Origin of the sequence: Aquiflexum lacus (genome assembly GCF_015476655.1) — a bacterium.
GTDB classification, from domain to species: domain Bacteria; phylum Bacteroidota; class Bacteroidia; order Cytophagales; family Cyclobacteriaceae; genus Aquiflexum; species Aquiflexum lacus.
Genome location: NZ_JABFHF010000002.1, coordinates 304,305 through 322,813 on the forward strand (window position 1 = coordinate 304,305; position 18,509 = coordinate 322,813).

General features: G+C 40.4%; 17 protein-coding genes and 1 riboswitch. Of the genes, 12 read left to right on the top strand and 5 right to left on the bottom strand.

Annotated elements, in window-relative coordinates; genetic code table 11:
• Positions 1-104 precede the first annotated feature (104 nt).
• The 4 genes from HMJ38_RS03460 (at position 105) to HMJ38_RS03475 (ending at position 5,235) form a co-directional block, all read left to right on the top strand.
• Positions 105-1,076 carry a DUF6807 domain-containing protein gene (locus tag HMJ38_RS03460; protein ID WP_194972970.1) on the top strand — a complete coding sequence of 324 codons (972 nt, stop codon included), beginning with the start codon at positions 105-107 and terminating at the stop codon, positions 1,074-1,076.
• 24 nt (positions 1,077-1,100) lie between these two features.
• Entirely contained in the window at positions 1,101-2,471 is a 1,371-nt protein-coding gene (locus tag HMJ38_RS03465; RefSeq protein WP_194972971.1) for a Gfo/Idh/MocA family protein, read from the top strand.
• A gap of 85 nt (positions 2,472-2,556) precedes the next feature.
• Positions 2,557-3,852 carry a putative oxidoreductase C-terminal domain-containing protein gene (locus HMJ38_RS03470; RefSeq protein ID WP_228779854.1) on the top strand — a complete coding sequence of 432 codons (1,296 nt, stop codon included), beginning with the start codon at positions 2,557-2,559 and terminating at the stop codon, positions 3,850-3,852.
• Between the two features lie 249 nt (positions 3,853-4,101).
• Entirely contained in the window at positions 4,102-5,235 is a 1,134-nt protein-coding gene (locus tag HMJ38_RS03475; protein WP_194972972.1) for an ATP-binding protein, read from the top strand.
• Here the strand turns inward: HMJ38_RS03475 and HMJ38_RS03480 are convergent.
• The 3 genes from HMJ38_RS03480 to polX all read right to left on the bottom strand — a co-directional run bounded on the left by HMJ38_RS03480 (position 5,205) and on the right by polX (position 7,962).
• Positions 5,205-5,873, bottom strand: a complete 669-nt coding sequence (locus tag HMJ38_RS03480) for a YiiX/YebB-like N1pC/P60 family cysteine hydrolase (protein ID WP_228779856.1) — start codon at positions 5,871-5,873, stop codon at positions 5,205-5,207. The two genes, HMJ38_RS03475 and HMJ38_RS03480, sit on opposite strands and share 31 nt — an antisense overlap.
• 138 nt (positions 5,874-6,011) lie before the next feature.
• Entirely contained in the window at positions 6,012-6,299 is a 288-nt protein-coding gene (locus HMJ38_RS03485) for a hypothetical protein (protein WP_194972974.1), read from the bottom strand.
• A 1-nt stretch (position 6,300) separates the two neighbouring features.
• Positions 6,301-7,962, bottom strand: coding sequence for a DNA polymerase/3'-5' exonuclease PolX (polX, locus tag HMJ38_RS03490; RefSeq protein ID WP_228779869.1), 1,662 nt, complete (start codon positions 7,960-7,962; stop codon positions 6,301-6,303).
• A gap of 153 nt (positions 7,963-8,115) precedes the next feature.
• Here polX and HMJ38_RS03495 point away from each other — a divergent pair, with 153 nt between their 5' ends.
• The 6 genes from HMJ38_RS03495 (at position 8,116) to HMJ38_RS03520 (ending at position 12,540) form a co-directional block, all read left to right on the top strand.
• Positions 8,116-8,523, top strand: a complete 408-nt coding sequence (locus HMJ38_RS03495) for an EVE domain-containing protein (RefSeq protein WP_194972976.1) — start codon at positions 8,116-8,118, stop codon at positions 8,521-8,523.
• Complete coding sequence (locus tag HMJ38_RS03500) at positions 8,520-10,139, top strand: transcriptional regulator (protein ID WP_194972977.1); 1,620 nt, start codon at positions 8,520-8,522, stop codon at positions 10,137-10,139. Before HMJ38_RS03495 ends, HMJ38_RS03500 begins: the two co-directional genes overlap by 4 nt.
• 80 nt (positions 10,140-10,219) lie before the next feature.
• Complete coding sequence (gene pyrR / locus HMJ38_RS03505) at positions 10,220-10,762, top strand: bifunctional pyr operon transcriptional regulator/uracil phosphoribosyltransferase PyrR (RefSeq protein ID WP_194972978.1); 543 nt, start codon at positions 10,220-10,222, stop codon at positions 10,760-10,762.
• Positions 10,763-10,770: 8 nt separating this feature from the next.
• Positions 10,771-11,694, top strand: coding sequence for an aspartate carbamoyltransferase catalytic subunit (locus HMJ38_RS03510; RefSeq protein ID WP_194972979.1), 924 nt, complete (start codon positions 10,771-10,773; stop codon positions 11,692-11,694).
• A gap of 109 nt (positions 11,695-11,803) precedes the next feature.
• Positions 11,804-12,223: a nucleotidyltransferase substrate binding protein gene (locus HMJ38_RS03515; protein ID WP_194972980.1), complete on the top strand. Its 420-nt coding sequence runs from the start codon at positions 11,804-11,806 to the stop codon at positions 12,221-12,223.
• Positions 12,220-12,540, top strand: a complete 321-nt coding sequence (locus HMJ38_RS03520) for a nucleotidyltransferase domain-containing protein (protein WP_194972981.1) — start codon at positions 12,220-12,222, stop codon at positions 12,538-12,540. Before HMJ38_RS03515 ends, HMJ38_RS03520 begins: the two co-directional genes overlap by 4 nt.
• 172 nt (positions 12,541-12,712) lie before the next feature.
• Here HMJ38_RS03520 and HMJ38_RS03525 read toward each other — a convergent pair whose 3' ends face one another.
• The gene (locus HMJ38_RS03525) at positions 12,713-13,765 is read right to left on the bottom strand and encodes a YncE family protein (protein WP_194972982.1); all 1,053 of its coding nucleotides are present in this window, start codon (positions 13,763-13,765) and stop codon (positions 12,713-12,715) included.
• Positions 13,762-15,672 (bottom strand): TonB-dependent receptor, encoded by a 1,911-nt coding sequence (locus HMJ38_RS03530; protein WP_228779858.1) that lies wholly within the window; start codon positions 15,670-15,672, stop codon positions 13,762-13,764. Before HMJ38_RS03530 ends, HMJ38_RS03525 begins: the two co-directional genes overlap by 4 nt.
• Positions 15,673-15,894: 222 nt before the next feature.
• A riboswitch (cobalamin riboswitch) is annotated at positions 15,895-16,114 on the bottom strand.
• Between the two features lie 123 nt (positions 16,115-16,237).
• Here HMJ38_RS03530 and HMJ38_RS03535 point away from each other — a divergent pair.
• A complete protein-coding gene (locus HMJ38_RS03535) occupies positions 16,238-17,383 on the top strand; it encodes an ABC transporter substrate-binding protein (protein ID WP_194972983.1) in 1,146 nt (381 codons plus the stop codon).
• Positions 17,373-18,407, top strand: a complete 1,035-nt coding sequence (locus HMJ38_RS03540) for an iron ABC transporter permease (protein ID WP_194972984.1) — start codon at positions 17,373-17,375, stop codon at positions 18,405-18,407. The genes HMJ38_RS03535 and HMJ38_RS03540 overlap by 11 nt, the downstream gene beginning before the upstream one ends.
• The last annotated feature ends 102 nt before the right edge of the window (positions 18,408-18,509 follow it).

An 18,509-nucleotide genomic window follows, 5' to 3' on the forward strand; every position in this document is an offset into this window, starting at 1 on the left:
AGCAAAATTTTATTTCCCGACGGTATAAAAGCGGTGGCAATCATGCGAGTTTAATTAGATTTTTATAAATTGTTGAAACCTATTTCCCAATAACCTAAAAACCTATGAGATTCAAAAGACTTTTCTATCAAACCTTAATTCTGCTGATTCTCCCGGTGATGGCTTTTTCCCAGAAAATTTCTTTGAAAGAAACAGCCACAGGCTTTGATTTCAAATCAGGAAATCAACTTCTGTTAACCTATCAAACAGCTATGGCAAGTGTCCCTGAGGGTGTTAAAGCTGAATTCAGTAAATCCGGATTTATCCATCCTCTGAATTCTCCTTCAGGTCTAACACTGACCAGAATTCAGCCACCGGATCATTATCATCATTATGGAATTTGGGGGCCTTGGACCAAAACGACCATTGAAGGTCGGGAAGTGGATTTTTGGAATTTGGGAGACGGTAAAGGCAGGGTGGATTTTGGAAAGCTCATCTCCAAGAAAGCCAATAAGGATTTTGCCGAGATAGTGGTCAGACAAAATCACATGGATCTTTTGGCTCCTTCGGGACCACAGCTGGCATTGGAGGAAGATTTGAGTATTCGGATTTGGACCAAAAAAGATGACCATTACTTGGTGGATTATATTACCACCATCTCGACACCACTGACCTCTAGCGTCATGTTAGAGGCCTACAGATATGGCGGTGGAATTGGCTTCAGAGCAACTGAAATTTGGGACCCTTCAAACAGTACCATTTTGACATCAAAAGGCTTTGACCGGAAGGAGGCAGACGGAAGTTTTGCCAAATGGGTGATTGTTGAAGGTGTGAGCGATGCGGCATCAGGAAGAAGCGGTATTTTATTTCTCAGCCATCCTGATAACAGGTCCCATCCCGAACCCATGCGGGTTTGGCCGGAAGACTCCAACCAAGGAAAAGAAAATGTTTTTATAGAATTCTGCCCGATCAGACATGAATCATGGGAGATTCTTCCAAAAAGAAAATATACCCTGAAATACAGAATGGTAGTTTTTGATGGAGAATTGTCCTCAAATGAAGCCGAAAATTATTGGAAGGAATTTTCCAAAAAATAACCGTAAACCAAACCTTAAAACCTCATGAAAAGAAGAAATTTTATAAAAAACACCACCATGGCAACAACTTTCTTAGGGTTCCCTACTATTGTCCCGGCTTCTGTTTTTGGGAAAAATGCCCCAAGTAATAAAATCAATATTGGTCAGATTGGCTGTGGAAGGATCGCTCGGGAACACGACCTTCCCGGGACTTGGCAACATGATGTAGCCCGTATCGTAGCTGTTTCCGATGTAGATAGCAAGAGAATGGGAGAAGGGAAGGAATTGGTTGAAAAATATTACACTAAAAAAATGGGCACACCATATCTGAATGTCAAACAATATGCTGATTACCATGAGATGCTTGCCGATAAAGACATTGATGCTGTCATCATCAGTACACCTGACCATTGGCATTCACAGCCAGCCATGGAAGCTGCTTTGGCAGGAAAACATATTTATCTTCAAAAACCTACCTCACTGACCATTAAAGAAGGAAGACAATTGGTAGAAGTAGTCAACAAAACTGGGGTAATTCTCCAATTGGGAACCCAGCAGCGATCCAGTGAGCAATTTAGAATTGCAGCTGAATTGGTCAGAAATGGAAGAATTGGAAAATTACACACCGTTCGCATAGGACTTCCCGGAGACCCTTCCGGTCCTGATGCCCCGGCAATGGAAGTTCCATCAAACCTTAATTATGATATGTGGCTGGGGTCTACCCCAGAAGTCCCATACACTGAGATTGGTGTTCATCCCCAAAATGGATATGGACGTCCTGGTTGGTTGAGGCTTGAAAACTATGGGGCAGGCATGATTACTGGTTGGGGACAGCACCATTTTGACTCCGCTGCATGGGGAATGGATACTGACCTGTCCGGGCCGAGATATATCGAAGCAGTTGCAGAATTCCCAAGATCAGGCCTTTGGAACGTCCACGGCGACTTCATGGTAAAAGCAGAATATGACAATGGCATCGTTATGCTCACCAGCGGTAGTTATCCTAATGGAATCCGATACGAAGGATCAGACGGATGGATTTGGGTTTCAAGAGGAAGCTATGTTGCCTCAGCCAGTGACCCGGTAGCCCAGGGAAAAAATGCCAAAGCATTGGATGCCTCCGATCCAAAAATCCTCCAATCCAAAATCGGTGCAGACGAAATCCATCTTTATAAAAGTGAAGAACAACATGGAAATTGGCTGGAGTGCATACAATCAGGAAAGGAACCCATCTCAGCAGTGGAAGTAGGGCATAGAAGCTGCTCAGTTTGTTTGATCAGTCATATTGCCATGAAGCTGGGCAGGAAATTGGAATGGGATCCGATCCAAGAGCAATTTGTAAATGACCCTGAAGCCAATACCCATCTCAGCAGATCTCAAAGAGCACCTTATGGTACAGATTATGTCAAAATCTAAACTCACCAAGTTTCAAAATAGGGTTTCGGTAGTGTTGGTCTTAATGTTGATTTTTCAGTTTTGTACCAGCCCTAAATCAAACAATATGTCAGAGAGACCACAAGAGCAAGTCACCATTATGAGTCTGGATCCCGGACACTTTCATGCCGGATTGATACACAAAACCATGTATCCACAAGTAGATTCGACTGTTTGGGTATTCGCTCCAGAAGGACCCGAATTGGATGATTACCTTAAAAGAATCAATGGCTATAATATGCGGGATGAATCCTCTACAGCCTGGAAGTTGGAATTGATGAAGGGTGATGATTTTTTGGAGAAAATGATTTCCAAGAAGCCTGGTAATGTGATGGTAGTAGCTGGAAAAAATGACCGAAAAATTGATTACATCACTGCTGCTATTTCCAATGGCATCCACGTCTATGCCGATAAACCTCTGGTGATCAATCAGGGAGGTTTTAGGAAATTACAGCATGCATTTGAAGAGGCTTCGCAAAAGGACTTGTTGCTATATGATATCATGACAGAGCGTTTTGAAATCTCTTCCATATTGCAAAAGGAACTTTCCATGATCAAGGAGGTCTTTGGTGAGTTGCAAGATGGTTCCCCCGAGAATCCTGCCATCACCAAAGAAAGTGTCCACCATTTCTTCAAATATGTTTCCGGACAACCATTGGTCAGGCCTGACTGGTTTTTTGATGTGGAAGTAGAAGGAGAAGGCATCGTGGATGTGACTACCCATTTGGTGGATTTGATCCAATGGGAGGCTTTTCCTGAAATGGAGCTTGACACCACAGACATCAAAATGATTGCAGCGAAAAGGTGGGCAACACCTTTGTCTTTGGAAGAATTCAAAACAGTCACCGGAAAAACCGAATTCCCTGAATTCCTAAAAAAGGATCTGAAGGATGAAGCGCTGCAGGTGTTTTGCAACGGTGAAATGAATTATACCTTGAAAGGTAAACATGCCAAAGTAAGTGTCATCTGGAATTTCCAAGCTCCCGAAGGCGCAGGGGACACCCATTATAGCATGATGCGGGGAACTAAAGCAAACCTGATTATCAAGCAGGGAAAAGATGAAAATTATATTCCCACGTTGCATGTGCAACTTCTGGGTGATCAGCATGAAGCATTAAAAAAGGCTTTAACCATTACACTTCAAGAAAAATACCCCGGTCTTGGCCTTGAAAAACTGCCTCTTGGAGAATACAAAGTTCAAATTCCTGATGGTTACCATGTCGGACATGAAGCGCACTTTGCGCAGGTTACAGAGAAATTTTTGGAATATTATGAAACCGGAAAAATGCCTGAATGGGAAGTTCCAAATATGATTGTGAAGTACTATACTACCACAAAAGCCTTGGAAATGGCCAAGAAGTAACCATTGATATTGGCTTCATTTAAATCCTAATTCAATCTTAAGAAACCTATAATCGAGAAATTACATGTAATATTTCGATCATAATCGAGAAATAGCATAAAATATCTCGATTGTAATCGAAGAATAATATGTAATATCTCGATCGTAGTCGAAAAATTACATAATTTTTATCGATCATAATCGAAAATAAACATAATTTTTATCGATCGTAATCGAGAAATTGCATATTTTTGTAAAAAGCAAAAAGATATGATTGTTCGTGAGGCAGAAAAATTAATAACAAAAAAGCTATATCAAGGCAAAATTCTGCTTATCTCAGGACCGAGGCAGGTTGGCAAAACCACACTGATGAGACAATTAGCAGCTTCTTTGAATAAAGAACCATTATGGCTTAACTGTGACAATCCCGATGACAGAATTGATCTTGAAAATGCAACATTAAGTTCATTAAAAGCGCTAGTGGGTTCATATACCTTAGTGATGATAGATGAAGCCCAACGGGTTAAAAACATTGGGCTGACCTTGAAATTATTGGCAGATAATTTTCCCCAAGTCCAGATAATCGCATCGGGTTCTTCTTCACTTGAATTGGCAAATACAATCAATGAACCTTTGACGGGCAGAAAAAGAGAGTTGAGGTTATTTCCCCTTTCTACCGGGGAATTGGGTCATCACACATCTTTACGGGAAGAAAAAAGATTATTGGAAAATCGTTTGGTATATGGATTTTATCCCGAAGTCATAAACAACCCCTCAGATGCGGAGGAAATTTTAAGGGAACTTACCAGCAGTTATCTTTACAAGGATATTTTGACATTAGACCAAGTAAGAAAACCTGTAATACTTCAAAAATTACTGATGGCTTTAGCCCTTCAGGTTGGGTCTGAGGTGACATTCAATGAACTTGGAAATACCATAGGGATAGACAAAGAAACTGCCGAAAAATATATAGACCTTTTGGAAAAGAGTTATGTGATTTTCAAATTGAATTCCTTTAGCAGGAATTTGAGGAGGGAGATCAAAAGGGGCCGAAAAATCTATTTCTGGGACAATGGTGTACGCAATGCATTGATCAATAATTTCAATGGGGTTTCATTAAGAAGTGATGTGGGGGCTTTGTGGGAGAATTTTATCATCAGCGAAAGGATGAAGTATTTACATTACAGTGGAATTAATGCTAACGTGTTTTTTTGGAGGACAACTACAGGTAAGGAATTGGATTGGTTGGAAGAACGAGGCGGTATAATTCATACCTATGAAGCAAAATGGAACCCAAAGAGAAGGAGTAATTTTCCATTGGGATTTCAGGATGCTTATCCCAATTCCACCTTCACTTTGGTCAATCCTGAAAACTACCTTTCGATATTGTCTGAAGAAAGTTGAATCTCAATCATCTCCAACACGGGTTCCAAAGACATCCCACCGGGATTCAATCCCAATTCTCCTTCAGGTACAGGAATTCCTAACTCCATGAAATAACTTTCCCAAACCGGAAATAGGACTCCGGTATCCGGATCATTGTAAGTCATAGGTTTTGGTGTAAAAAAGTATCTTCCATTATTAGCCGATTTAAAAGCAAAATGTATCAATTCTGAACAATAGAAAGCATCGTTGTCGAAATCAAAAGCATAGTCGTAAGGTTTTCCCAGGTGTTTTTCTGCCTCCTGTATAGCAGCGGGAATCATTGACCTGAATTCCGGCTTTAACCTTCCGACCATTACTTTTGGATTTCCCTGTTCATTCAAATGCCGATATAAAAAGTCTTCTATCGGTGTTTTGCTCACACCTTTTCCGATTGCTTCAAGTACAAACCAATCGCCGTTTTCCTGCATCAGTAACCCATTATGAGAAAAATCCATTCCCTCATATCCTTCTGTAACCTTTCTGATTGCATCACAAAAATCCCCGCAATCCCCATCCTGAAAAAGGATATCACCTTCATGAAAGAATTCTTTTTCTTGGGTACAAGAAGAAAAAAGCATCCATAAAAAGAGAAGCCCTAAACTTTTTTTGATGTACATATTTGAACCCATTTCTGTCATTATTAGAACTTGTCGCAAAAAATCAAAACTTTTAGGTTTTGATCAACGCTCCCTTTCCTTTTCATTGTCTTGATTCTTGGCTCTAAAATCTCACTTCTTGTGTCTCACGTCTCTCCCTCAAATCACCATAAAAAAGAATATCAATGCTACGGCCAAAACCAGGATCATTTTCTTTGCCTTGTCCTTTAATTCCTCTTCCACTTTCCTTTTTCTTAGCACCATCACTGCAATGCTCAATCCGAAAAACTGAAGCAAAATGCCAATGCCATTGATGGGACCCATGGGGATATTCAAAAACTGAAAATAATTGTTAAAAAGTGGAATCAGGCAAATCACTATTCCTGTCGCTCCAAACAAAAAAGAGCGCTGTAGTAATAAGTTGGTATCTTTATCAATCCACTTCATCTTAGCTGATTTTATTTTTCCTGTTCATTAAATAATCTTCCATTTCGGCAAGGGTTAGGGTATTGAAAGTCATGTCTTTTGTCAAACCTCCTTTTCTTCCAACTAAAACCCCATACCGCATGTCAGCATAGCCTTCCATTTCATGGGCATCAGGATTGATGGACAACCTGACTCCTTTTTCCATAGCATATTGTATCCATCTCCAGTCGAGGTCCAGTCGCCAGGGGTTGGCATTGATTTCAATGATTACATTGAATTTGGCGCAGGCATCAATGATGGCTTTATGGTCAATCGGATAGCCCTCTCTTCTCAGCAACAGTCTTCCTGTCGGGTGTCCAAGTATCGTGGTATAGGGATTTTCAATGGCTTTCAACAATCTTGCCGTTGCTTTTTTTCTGTCCATCCCCAAACTGGAATGGATGGATGAAACAATAAAATCAAAGCTTTTCAAAACATCATCAGGATAATCCAGACTCCCATCCAATAAAATATCACTTTCAATCCCTTTAAAAATTTTGAACGGTGCCAGTTCTTTATTCAGTTCATCAATCTCTTTTTGCTGTAGCTGAACTTTTTCAATTTCGAGTCCTCCTGCGTAAAAAGCCGATCTGCTGTGGTCAGAAATGCCCAGATATTCATAGCCGAGTTCTTTACAGTATTCCGCCATTTGTCTCAGGCTATGCTTTCCATCACTGTATGTGGAGTGGTTGTGCAAAATGCCTTTGAGATCCTTCTCTTCCAATAGCGTCGGTATCTTGTTTTCCTTTGCCCAATCAAACTCGAAGAACCCTTCTCTCAATTCTTCCGGTATCCAAGGAAGTCCTGCTTTGTCATAAGCCTCCTCCTCATTGTAAAAATCATCATCTTCCCTCAACAATTCAATAAATGGTTTGCTATCATCGCCTATTGGGTGGAGCAAATGGGCTTTACTTCCCGTACGGATAATTTTTTCTTTGATGTAATCTGTTGGTTCGGTAAAATGTATGAATAGAGCAATCTCAGGATCCAGCATTTTACCCCGCCACTTAAATGGACTTGAGGATTTTTTGTTTTGCTCCAAATTTTCAAGTGCAGATAAAGCTGCCATCAGATTCGAATGGTCAGTCGTTGCGATTAACCATTCAACAGACTCTATGATTTCTAATTTACGGGCAAATTCACCCACAGTAGTAACTGCTTCCACGCCTTCGATGGACTTGATTTTTTCTTGGAACAGACTCATGGAATCCTCAATATCTGCATAAAGCCATTTCCCTTGGTTAGAGGCCATGAATTCCAAAGACTGAATGATACTTTCCTGTGTCTTTTCACCAAAACCTTTGGTTTTTGCCACTTGACCGGATTGGCAGGCTTCCATCAGTTCATGGATTGAGGTAATATTCAATTCCTCCCAGAGCACCTTTACTTTCTTTGGTCCCAATCCTTTTATTTCAAGTACCTCCAATATTCCGATTGGAGTTTTTGCCAACAGCTCTTCCATGTAAGGGCTTGTGCCGATGGTATCCAAGGCATGTATCACCTCCGCTATGCTTTTCCCGATTCCATTAATTTCCTGGAGTTCCTGGGGATTTTTTCCCTCTATAGAAACATCACCCCGGTCAATGGTGTTAACTGCTGATTGATAACTTCTGATCTTAAAAGTATTTTCATCATGTAGCTCCATCAGTTTGATGATGAGCTTGAGTTTGCGAAGTATGCTTTTTTGGTCCAAAACTGAATTAGGGTTGATTTGCTATAAGGACAAATGTCATCAATTATTGTTTTAAAATAAAATCTTAAGCCTTATCTTAAGCCAATCAAAAAGGATAAAATACACATGAATTATTGGTTAGTCAAATCAGAACCGGAGTCTTACAGTTGGGATGACCTTCAATCCAAAGGAGAAGATATTTGGGATGGTATCCGAAATTATCAGGCAAGAAATTATCTGAAAGAAATGAAATTGGGCGAAAAGGTGTTATTTTATCACAGTGGCAAACCAAAAGAAATCGTGGGTATTGCGAAGGTAAGCGAGGAGTCCTTTCCCGATCCCAATGACAAGGATGATAAAGGTTGGGTAGCTGTGAAGCTCAACCCTTTGAAAGCACTTTCCAAGCCTATCACTCTTGAACAGATCAAAAATGAAGATGAATTAAGTACCATGCTTTTGATAAAGCAATCGAGACTTTCGGTCATGCCTGTAGAAAAATCGCAATTTGACCATATCGTTAAACTAAGTACATGAAATTAATATTATCCCTTTTCTTCTACCTACTTATTTTTCCACAAACATTTTCTCAAGTGATGTTTGTGGAGAGGATAGAAGTTGATGCCAAATATCCCGAAAATAACTTTCAGGTCATGACCCGGTCAGGCGGTTTGATTGCGTTTAGGGCCAATCCGGAAAAGGGATTTAATCTCAAATCAAAACTCCAATATTTTTTGACTGATTTTGAATTGAAATCAGAAAGTTTTCATGAAATACCATTAAAGGACAATTACGATCTTGTCGGTTATGACTTAGAAGGAGATTATTTTTATGCCTTGCTGCAAAAGGGTGTTACGGCCACCTCGGAAAGGTATATGATCGAAATCAATCTGAAAGATGAAAAGGCAACAGAAATACAATTGGAGAATATCTATAATATGGAATTAAAAGAATTTTTTGTTTTAAATCGTAATGCCATTTTTATGGGTTCAGCTGATCTCCGTCCGGTAGTTCAAATTCTTGATATAGAAGCTTACAATGTATTTACGGTTCAGGGTATCTATTCCAAAGAAACCCATATCTTACAGCTAAGGAAGGACAGCGAATTAGGGGTGTTGGATGTATTGGTCAGCCGCAGGGACAAATACAAAATGAAACAGGTTACCCTGTTGACTTTTGATGAAAAAGGTAGCAAGATCAGAGAAGTGAACATTGATAGATTGAGTGATAATAGCTTAGAGTTGGTCGAGGGAATATTGACCCCCATCTTAAATTATCAACAATCACTCATTGGAACTTATGGCCAAAGACGTAGAGAAGCATATCAAGGGATTTACCTTGCTGATATCAATGAATTTGGCGAGTATGACATCAAATATTACACCTTAGAGGATTTCCCGAATTTTTATAACTATCTTAATGAAAAGCAAAGAGAAAGAAAATTAAAAGAACTGGAGCGTAATTTTGAAAAAGGAAAAGTTCCATCCATAAGACCTGTTTTATCTACGAGAGAAATCCACCCGACGGATTTTGGCTTTTTGATTTACTCTGATCATTTTTCTGCTACAAATCCTAGATATATTCCAAGGAATGGTGTTTATGCCAATGATGCCTATAGGTTTAATCCCAACCGCATGTATTTTGATGGCATGAATTATGGATCCCAACTATACCCAGGCTCAAGATATGGTATGAATTCGTGGCAACTCGAGGGTGAATATCGTTTTGTTTCTGCCCATTTTCTGTATCTGAACAGAAACGGAGAAGTCATTTGGGATAATACTTTTAACCTGAATAACACATCAACAAATATCCCAGGGAAATACGGAGAGGTAAGTTTTGATGGAGAGAAGCTACATTACATGTACTTGAATGGTATCAAAATGTATTTGAGTTACATCAGAAATGGCGAGGTTATTTTTGAAAGCCAACCCTATGACATTGAATTAATCGATGAAAATGAAAGAATAAGAGATACCCAAGATTATAGCTTAAATCTTACTTGGTGGTATGCCAATTACTATATCTTGACAGGAAAACAGCGAATACGGTTTCTAAATGAAGAGAATCAGGAAGAAACAAGGGAGGTTTTTTTTATTACTAAAATAAAAGTAGACGGAGATCTTTACGTACCCGAGGAGGAGGAAGGGTAGGAAAAATGGGGTTCAAACAGTTTTCAAGTTTTGGGCGCATAAACCTTTAATCTTTTTATATTTGCAACCAAAGCGACGCCATGCAAAAAAGACTTGTCCTCGACCAACAGCAAATATCCATCATCCTCAAGCGTTTCTGCCATCAGTTGATAGAAAATCACGACACTTTTGAGAATACAGTTTTATTGGGTTTACAGCCCCGCGGTCCGATTGTTTCGGACAAGATCGTACACTTACTGGAAGAAATCTCTGGGATCAAAGTACCATTTGGGTATTTGGATGCCACTTTTCACAGAGATGATTTTAGACGACGGGATTTCCCACTGAAAGCCAATGAGACCAAAATTGATTTCCTTATAGAAGGAAAAAAAGTAATCCTTATCGATGACGTACTTTATAAAGGCCGGTCAGTCAGAGCGGCTTTGGATGCGATGATTGCATTTGGCAGACCTCAAAAAGTGGAGCTGATGATTTTGGTGGACAGGAAATATACAAGAGATTATCCCATTATGCCGGATTATTGTGGTTTTAAGGTCAATACCTTGGAAACTCAATACGTCTCGGTAGAATGGAAAGAAAATGGATTTGAACAGGACGCTATTTGGATTACAGAAAAAGCATAAGCAAAAATATGTCACAACTCAGCACCCGCCACCTTCTAGGAATCAAAGACATCTCAACAGAAGACATTCAACTCATTTTTGAAACTGCGGATAATTTCAAGGAGGTGCTTAACAGACCCATCAAAAAGGTACCCTCCCTGAGAGACATTACCATTGCCAATATATTTTTTGAAAACTCCACCCGAACAAGACTTTCCTTTGAATTGGCAGAAAAAAGACTTTCTGCAGATGTTATCAATTTTTCTTCCTCAAATTCCTCTGTCAAAAAAGGGGAAACCCTGATTGATACCGTCAACAACATCCTGTCCATGAAAGTGGACATGGTGGTCATGAGACACAGCAGTGTAGGCGCTCCGCATTTCCTATCCAAACATATCAAAGCCAATATCGTCAACGCTGGGGATGGTACGCATGAGCACCCCACTCAAGCCCTATTGGATGCATTCTCCATCCGCGAAAAACTGGGAGATGTCGCAGGAAAAAAAGTAGCCATCATCGGAGACATCCTTCACTCCAGAGTTGCGCTTTCCAATATCTTTTGCCTTCAAAAATTAGGGGCAGAAGTGATGGTCTGTGGCCCTATTACCTTATTACCCAAGCATATCGGAAGTCTTGGTGTGAAAATCGAGCATGATGTGGAAAAAGCGTTGCAATGGTGTGATGTGGCCAATGTCCTGCGGATCCAATTGGAAAGACAGCAAATCAAGTATTTTCCTTCGCTCAGAGAGTATTCCCTCTATTTTGGAATAAACAGAAAAATGCTGGACCGATTGGACAAAGAAATCGTCGTCATGCACCCCGGTCCCATCAACAGAGGTGTGGAATTGAATTCTGATGTGGCCGACAGCGAGCATTCCATTATCCTCCAACAGGTTGAAAATGGGGTAGCTATAAGGATGGCGGTGCTTTATTTACTTGCTGGGGCAAAGTAGAAACCTAAGTCATTTCAATAAATCCGAATTTTTTCTCCATTTGGGTTCCATCCTCTTTTTTCATCAAATATGCATTAATTTTGGTTATCTTTAATTCATATCTAATTCTATGATGGAAAATACAAGATGGGAACAAAGGTTTGAGAATTACCTTAAAGCCTTAATCCAGTCGGAAAATGCGGTAAAGCTTGCGGAGGAAAGAGAATTGACTGACCTCGAAAAACAAGGCTTGATACAGGCATTTGAATTTACCCATGAATTGGCCTGGAATGTAATAAAAGATTATTTTTTCTTTCAAGGAAACTCAGAAATTATCGGATCCAGAGATGCTTCAAGGGAAGCATTTAAGGTTGGTTTGGTTCAGGATGGCGAGGGTTGGATGGAAATGATCAAAAGCCGTAATAAAACTTCACATACCTATAATGAGGACATTGCTTCTGAAATAACTGAAAAAATTATCGAAAGGTATTTTGAACTGTTCAAAGAATTTGAGGAGAAAATGCTGGAAATTAAGGATAAAAGAAAATGAATCAATTTGGACTTTCAAATAAAACTATAGAATCAATTTTAGGTGTTTTGAAAAAATATCCGAACATTGAGAAATGTGTTGTTTATGGTTCAAGAGCTATCGGGAATTTCAGAAACGGTTCTGATATTGATTTAACGCTTATTGGGGAGAACCTGACTTTGACCGAACTTTTAAAGATTGAAAATGAACTGGATGACCTATTATTACCTTACAAAATTGATCTTTCCATTTTCCATCAGATTAACCATGAAGGATTGATTAAGCACATCAAAACCAATGGTCAGGTGTTTTTTGAAAGAAAGCTCAAAAACACCTGATTTTTATTGGAAGACCACACTGCTTTTTAAAAATCTTCTCTTTAAACCCGAATAGAAAGATTTAAAAGCTTCAATTGAAATTTTACAACTGCTAATACTAGTACTATTGTGTTCTATGTTTTTATGTGGTAATTAATTTTACCGCATAGAAACATAGCGCATATAGAGATTTTTATTTAAACACAAATCCTGATGGTCCCCTGCCTGCATCAATGGTTTTAACTGTTTGCCCGGATCCATTGATTACGATGACAGTACCATTGCCCTGCCAACCATTGTTGTCACCAATATAGATTTCCTTACTGACGGGATGGAAACCAATCCCATAGAGTCCTGAACCTGTATAAAGAGATGGATTGACCACAGATGCGGAATTCATGGAAACCTTGGCCACAGCATCATTGTAATCCGGCCAACCTGTTGAAGTTATCACATATGCATCACCCCCTTCGCCAATTGCAAAATTAGATGTGGCATTCGCCAAGGGAATCTTGATCGTATTTTGGATATTAAAATTGTTCCTGTTGATCTCGTGGAAATAAATGTTACCTGCATCCCTTGCAAAAAGATATAATCTGCCATCTATGACCTTCAGTTTGGCAGGAGTTCCCTCCACATCCTCACTGCTTATGACTGCATCTGTAGCCAATGAAATAACCTGGAGTTTTTCGGCTGCAGAACAAGCAACATAAAGAAAATTACCCGCTACAATCAACCCTTCCGGTTGACTTGGAACAGGGATTTTTTTGGAAACTGCGCCACCATTGAGCCCATTGACTACCGCAACATAAGAGTTTGGGCTATTGAAGTTTTCATCATAGGGCCCGTAGTCACTGATATATAATTTTTGGTTGGCAATTGCAATAGATCTGCTGATATTCAGGTCAGTATCCACAGCACCCAAACTTGCAAAGTCCTTGGGATCGACTATCTCAACCTTTCCAGTATTGGCTACTAGGTACATTTTTCCGTCAGCTTCTAACAAATCCTGAATCAGGCCGGCAAATGGTCTTCCATTTTTTGATTCGAAAATATCGTTCTTGATATCTCCTGATACAGGGTCATAATGGTAAACCTCCCCGTCATTGGCACCAAAAGCACCCTCATTGATGATCAATACCCCTTTTTCAAATTCCCCTAATGGGATCTCTGGTACGTCTTCGGTACAGGAAACAGCAATAAATGCCAAAACCCAAAAAGCTGTAAATATTCTAAAGCGAATCATATTGTGATATTTAAATTGAATTGAAAATTTCTTCCAGGCATGGCCCTTAGCCGCAATACTTGATAATCTGTATTGAATAAGTTATTGATTTGAGCCCCAAAATTTCCTGAGACTTTTCCTCCTAGGGTCCACTGGTAATTTACTCCCACATCCCAAAGCTGATAAGGGTTGAGTTTAGAGGCATTATCGGTAGCAACAAAACGTTCACCTACTCTTTGGGTATTCAAAAATGAACTGATGACACCTTTTTCTACCAAAAACATGGATTGTAATTTGTGCTCAGGAGTATAGGGCAATTGCTTTCCTTTACTTCTGTCATTTTCAGAAATATTGGTTTGGTTGATGGCTTGGTTCCATGCATAATTTCCTGAAAGGCCAAGTTTCCATTCCCCAAACTGTTGGGTGACATCGAGAAAGTATTCCAAGCCTGAATTATTGACTTTACGGATATTTTGTGGGCTCCAAAACGAACCATTGGGCAACCAGATGATCCAGTTGTCCACGCTCATCCTGAAATGGGTGATTTGCTGTTCAAAGTTAAAATTGTTTTTGACAATTACATGCTTCAAGCCAATTTCACCACTCCAACTTTTTTCAGATTCAAGATCAGGGTTTCCGCCAGGTACCCAAAATCTATCATTCAATGTTGGGACTTTGAAGCTCCTTGCAAAGGATGTTTTAAGCAGGAAAGATTGTGTCTTATTTTTCCAGACATTCCATTCTCCACCTAGACTAGGAGTAAATGGTGCCCAATTTCTTTCATAAATCAACTGTCTGAGGTTGACGGAAAAAGACAGCTTTTCATTCGGGTGAAAATTGTTGGATTGATAAAGTTCCAGGCGGGATTCAGAAACCTGATAAGTATCAAGGTCGCCTGTAATGTAGGTATGTCTTATGCCACTTTTGGATTTCCACTTCGGATGTATATCCCAATCCAGATCAGTGGCAATAAAATATTGGGTGGTTTTATTGATGGCCTTGATATTGAAAATCAGCTCATCTTTGACCAATCCTGTCTTGGTATTCCAGATTTTGTTTTTCCCAAAATGAAAATAGTCCAAAACCCATCTTAAGTTTTGGTCCTGCTGGGTGTCATTGGTATTTGATCCGATGACAGGTTGGATCTGTCTATCTGTTTTGTTCCACCAAACGGCAGTGCTGATCTGGTTTTTGGAATTTAAATTCCAAGCCAAATCCTGCATGACGCCCCATTGTTCGACTTGGGCATTTTCCTGAAATTCCACAGGTGTGCCCATTTTTGAAAGGTTTCGGAATGGGAAATCATTCCGGGAAAAATTCCTATAAAATCTGCTTCTCGAAGAGAATTTCTCATTTGAATAGCCATACTGAACCTGTTGGTTCCACCTGCCAAAACTCCCAATTAAAGAAGCAACCTGAACCTGATGACCACCGCCAAACTTTGGTTTGCTGTTCAAATGTATGGCACCCCCAATGGCATCAGTCCCATACAAAGCCCCTCCACTTCCAAAATGGACAGCTACCTGATCAAACCCTCCTACTGGCAAAATAGAGAAATCCGCCTGCCCCAGGGAAGGACTGTTGATGGGCAATCCGTTCCAAAAAACAGCATTGTGGCCAGCAGAGGTACCTCGCATTGTTAAGGAAGCCAACATTCCCGGGCCATATTGTCTGAGGAAAAGACCTGTTCTTTGCTGAAGATATTCAGCCAAGGCAAGCCCCTGAAAGGGTTCCAATTCTTTTTCAGATATGACCTGCACATGCTGGCCGATTGTATATTTATCCAAGGCAGGAGTAAAAATTTCCACTTCAGGGAGCTGAACGGTATCCGATTCTGTACAAGGCACTTGATATTGTCCAAGCATTGGATAAACCTGTAAGATAGCACTATCTCTATCCACTTTTTGATAGTGGATAGAGTCTGTCATCCACAGTAAGGTGCTGTGAAAAATATAAACCATCAATAAATACAATGCCTTGAGAATTAAATAATGTCTGATAATTATTTAATCCAAAACCATTACGAGAAATGAATTGAGATAAATTTTAAAACCTACAAGCTGCTGAAGCGTCCTCAAAATGATAGAGAATCAGGTTCAAAAACTGCCTTTGAGTTCCATTTTCCATCCCAGCCTTTCACCCGAAAGCTTTGAATACTGAGAAAAAAGGCAGGTCTCCTGGCTTCCCTGAATTTACCGGCCTTCTCATCCCGATTATTTCGGGGCAATGGCATTTGAAGAGGGTAAATTACTATCCCGAATCAGTCGGGATGGGGTTACAGTTGCGGGGACAGCTCCGGATTTTGACCGGATTCCCTTTTAATCCCGAGTGCCTGATTGAGGTTCGGGAACCAATTTCCGTTGCAAACATAGTGAATGAAACACTAAGGATTTATATCATTGAGGGGTTTTGTTTAAGTGAAAAGGTGATTTGTTTAACATCATTGATTGATCCTTTCTATATTTGGGGAATTAGCCTCCCAGAAATATTTCTATGCCCAATAAATTTTCTCTTTTCATTCTACTCTTTTTTAGCTTGTTGTACTCAGCCTGTGAATCCCAAAAATCAAGCGATTTAGCTGAGCTCATCGAGCTCCCCAACCAATATGCCAAAGGCTTTGCTATATTTCAAGGGGAAGGATTTCGGGTGATTGAAGTCAATCAGGCTTTTCCGGGTGAACATAAACCCTTCAGGTATTTAGTGGTAGAAAAGGCAGATTTGGAACTGGACAAATCAGGTTTTGATGCTGTAGTCGAATTGCCCATTTCCAAAGTCGTCATGACTTCCACCACGCACATTCCTCATTTGGACTATCTTGGAGTTTCAGAAATGCTGGCAGGTTTTCCAAATTTGGATTTGATTTCTTCCAAAGAAACAAGAACATTGATAGATGCAGGTAAAGTGATGGATTTGGGTTCGGGAGCTCAGGCCAATATCGAAAAGATCATTGACCTAGAACCGGATTGGGTGATGATTTCAACTTTGGGTGATGACCTCAAAAACCTGGAGATCTTGAAAGAAGCCAAAATCCCGACTTTGCTCAATGGAGAATATGTAGAGCAACATCCTTTAGGCCGTGCCGAATGGATTAAGTTTACAGGTGCCTTATTGGGGAAATTTGAAGATGCAGAGAAAGCCTTCAAAGACATTGAAGCCAATTATATTGAAGCTGAAAAGCTGGTTTCGAAAAATATCGGCGACAAACCAAAAGTAATGGCAGGCGTCATGTACAAAGATATCTGGTATGTCCCAGGCAGTGATTCTTGGGGGGCAAGGTTGCTGGAAGCGGCTGGAGGGGATTATCTTTTCAAAGAGCAAAAAGGAACAGGAAGTGTGCAATTGAGTTATGAATATGTTCTGGAAAATGCACAGGATGCCGATTACTGGTTAGGGGCCTCTGATTTCAGCAGTCTTGATGATATGAAAAATGCCGATCCCAGGTACACCCATTTCCAGCCTTTTCAAAGAGGGAATGTTTATACCTACACTTCCAAAAAAGGTCCGACAGGAGGAATAGCGTATTTCGAGCTGGGATATTTGAGGCCTGACCTGATTTTACAGGATCTGATCAAAATACTGTACCCGGAGATTTTACCGGATTATTCGCTTTATTTTTACAGCCAACTGCATGAAAAATAAATCCCCAAATACCATTTTGTTTGCCAGCGGATTGTTCCTATGCATTCTGGTATTTTGGGTCAATTTATCCATTGGCTCGGTGGCTATTCCTGTTGGGGAGGTAATTGGTAGATTTTTCGGGCAGGAATTTTCCAAAAGGTCTTGGGAGACCATTGTAATAGGTTATCGGCTTCCAAAAGCATTTACTGCGATTTTGGCAGGAATCACTTTATCTATCAGTGGTCTTCAAATGCAGACCTTTTTCAGAAATCCTCTTGCTGGACCATTTGTTTTGGGAATCAGTTCGGGTGCCGGATTGGGTGTTGCGTTGTTGATTATGGCAGGTTCGGCTTTTGGCTGGTCGGTTTATTCGGGTGGGCTTGGCTTGTGGGCAATCATTATTTCTGCAAGTGCAGGCGCTGTATTGGTTTTATTGTTGATGAGCCTGACGGCATGGAAAGTGAAAGACAGCATGACTTTGTTGATCGTTGGTTTGATGTTTGGTTCTGCCGTATCCGCATTGATATCCCTCTTGGCGTTTTTTTCCAATGCCGAGCAATTGAAGCTGTTTACAGTTTGGTCCATGGGCAGTTTGGGTAGCACCCAAACCAATCAATTGATCGGTTTTTTGATTGCGTCCCTAATAGGAATCATACCCATGATGCTGATGCTCAAGTCTTACAATGCCATGCTGCTTGGTGAAGCCTATGCCGAAAGTATGGGTGTCAATATCAACAAACTGCGTTGGACCATGATCATCAGTACAGGCATACTTGCCGGTTCTGCCACGGCCTTTTGTGGACCGATTGCCTTTATTGGCATTGCAGTGCCGCACATGGCAAGATTGGTCTTCCGAACAGGCGACCATAGCGTACTGTTCCCTGCCTCTGCCCTAATAGGTGCCATCGTACTATTGGTCTGTGACGCCATCAGTCAGCTGCCAGGAAGTGCCCAAACCCTGCCCATAAATGCGGTGACTTCCTTGGTCGGTGCCCCGATGGTAATTTGGTTGATCTTGAGGAGGAATTTTTCGAAGGAATTTTAGGGGAGACGCTAGATGTGAGACGTGAGATTTGAGACAGAGAGACAAGATGCAAGACATAAGATATTTTATAAAAGATGCTTTCGTATCAAGAAATGTTAGATA

Excerpts from the sequence above, each read along its gene's own strand:
- HMJ38_RS03460 (WP_194972970.1), top strand. The coding sequence starts at position 105 with ATGAGATTCAAAAGACTTTTCTATCAAACCTTAATTCTGCTGATTCTC.
- HMJ38_RS03465 (WP_194972971.1), top strand. The coding sequence starts at position 1,101 with ATGAAAAGAAGAAATTTTATAAAAAACACCACCATGGCAACAACTTTC.
- HMJ38_RS03470 (WP_228779854.1), top strand. The coding sequence starts at position 2,557 with ATGTCAGAGAGACCACAAGAGCAAGTCACCATTATGAGTCTGGATCCC.
- HMJ38_RS03475 (WP_194972972.1), top strand. The coding sequence starts at position 4,102 with ATGATTGTTCGTGAGGCAGAAAAATTAATAACAAAAAAGCTATATCAA.
- HMJ38_RS03480 (WP_228779856.1), bottom strand. The coding sequence starts at position 5,873 with ATGTACATCAAAAAAAGTTTAGGGCTTCTCTTTTTATGGATGCTTTTT.
- HMJ38_RS03485 (WP_194972974.1), bottom strand. The coding sequence starts at position 6,299 with ATGAAGTGGATTGATAAAGATACCAACTTATTACTACAGCGCTCTTTT.
- polX (WP_228779869.1), bottom strand. The coding sequence starts at position 7,962 with ATGGAGCTACATGATGAAAATACTTTTAAGATCAGAAGTTATCAATCA.
- HMJ38_RS03495 (WP_194972976.1), top strand. The coding sequence starts at position 8,116 with ATGAATTATTGGTTAGTCAAATCAGAACCGGAGTCTTACAGTTGGGAT.
- HMJ38_RS03500 (WP_194972977.1), top strand. The coding sequence starts at position 8,520 with ATGAAATTAATATTATCCCTTTTCTTCTACCTACTTATTTTTCCACAA.
- pyrR (WP_194972978.1), top strand. The coding sequence starts at position 10,220 with ATGCAAAAAAGACTTGTCCTCGACCAACAGCAAATATCCATCATCCTC.
- HMJ38_RS03510 (WP_194972979.1), top strand. The coding sequence starts at position 10,771 with ATGTCACAACTCAGCACCCGCCACCTTCTAGGAATCAAAGACATCTCA.
- HMJ38_RS03515 (WP_194972980.1), top strand. The coding sequence starts at position 11,804 with ATGATGGAAAATACAAGATGGGAACAAAGGTTTGAGAATTACCTTAAA.
- HMJ38_RS03520 (WP_194972981.1), top strand. The coding sequence starts at position 12,220 with ATGAATCAATTTGGACTTTCAAATAAAACTATAGAATCAATTTTAGGT.
- HMJ38_RS03525 (WP_194972982.1), bottom strand. The coding sequence starts at position 13,765 with ATGATTCGCTTTAGAATATTTACAGCTTTTTGGGTTTTGGCATTTATT.
- HMJ38_RS03530 (WP_228779858.1), bottom strand. The coding sequence starts at position 15,672 with ATGACAGACTCTATCCACTATCAAAAAGTGGATAGAGATAGTGCTATC.
- HMJ38_RS03535 (WP_194972983.1), top strand. The coding sequence starts at position 16,238 with ATGCCCAATAAATTTTCTCTTTTCATTCTACTCTTTTTTAGCTTGTTG.
- HMJ38_RS03540 (WP_194972984.1), top strand. The coding sequence starts at position 17,373 with ATGAAAAATAAATCCCCAAATACCATTTTGTTTGCCAGCGGATTGTTC.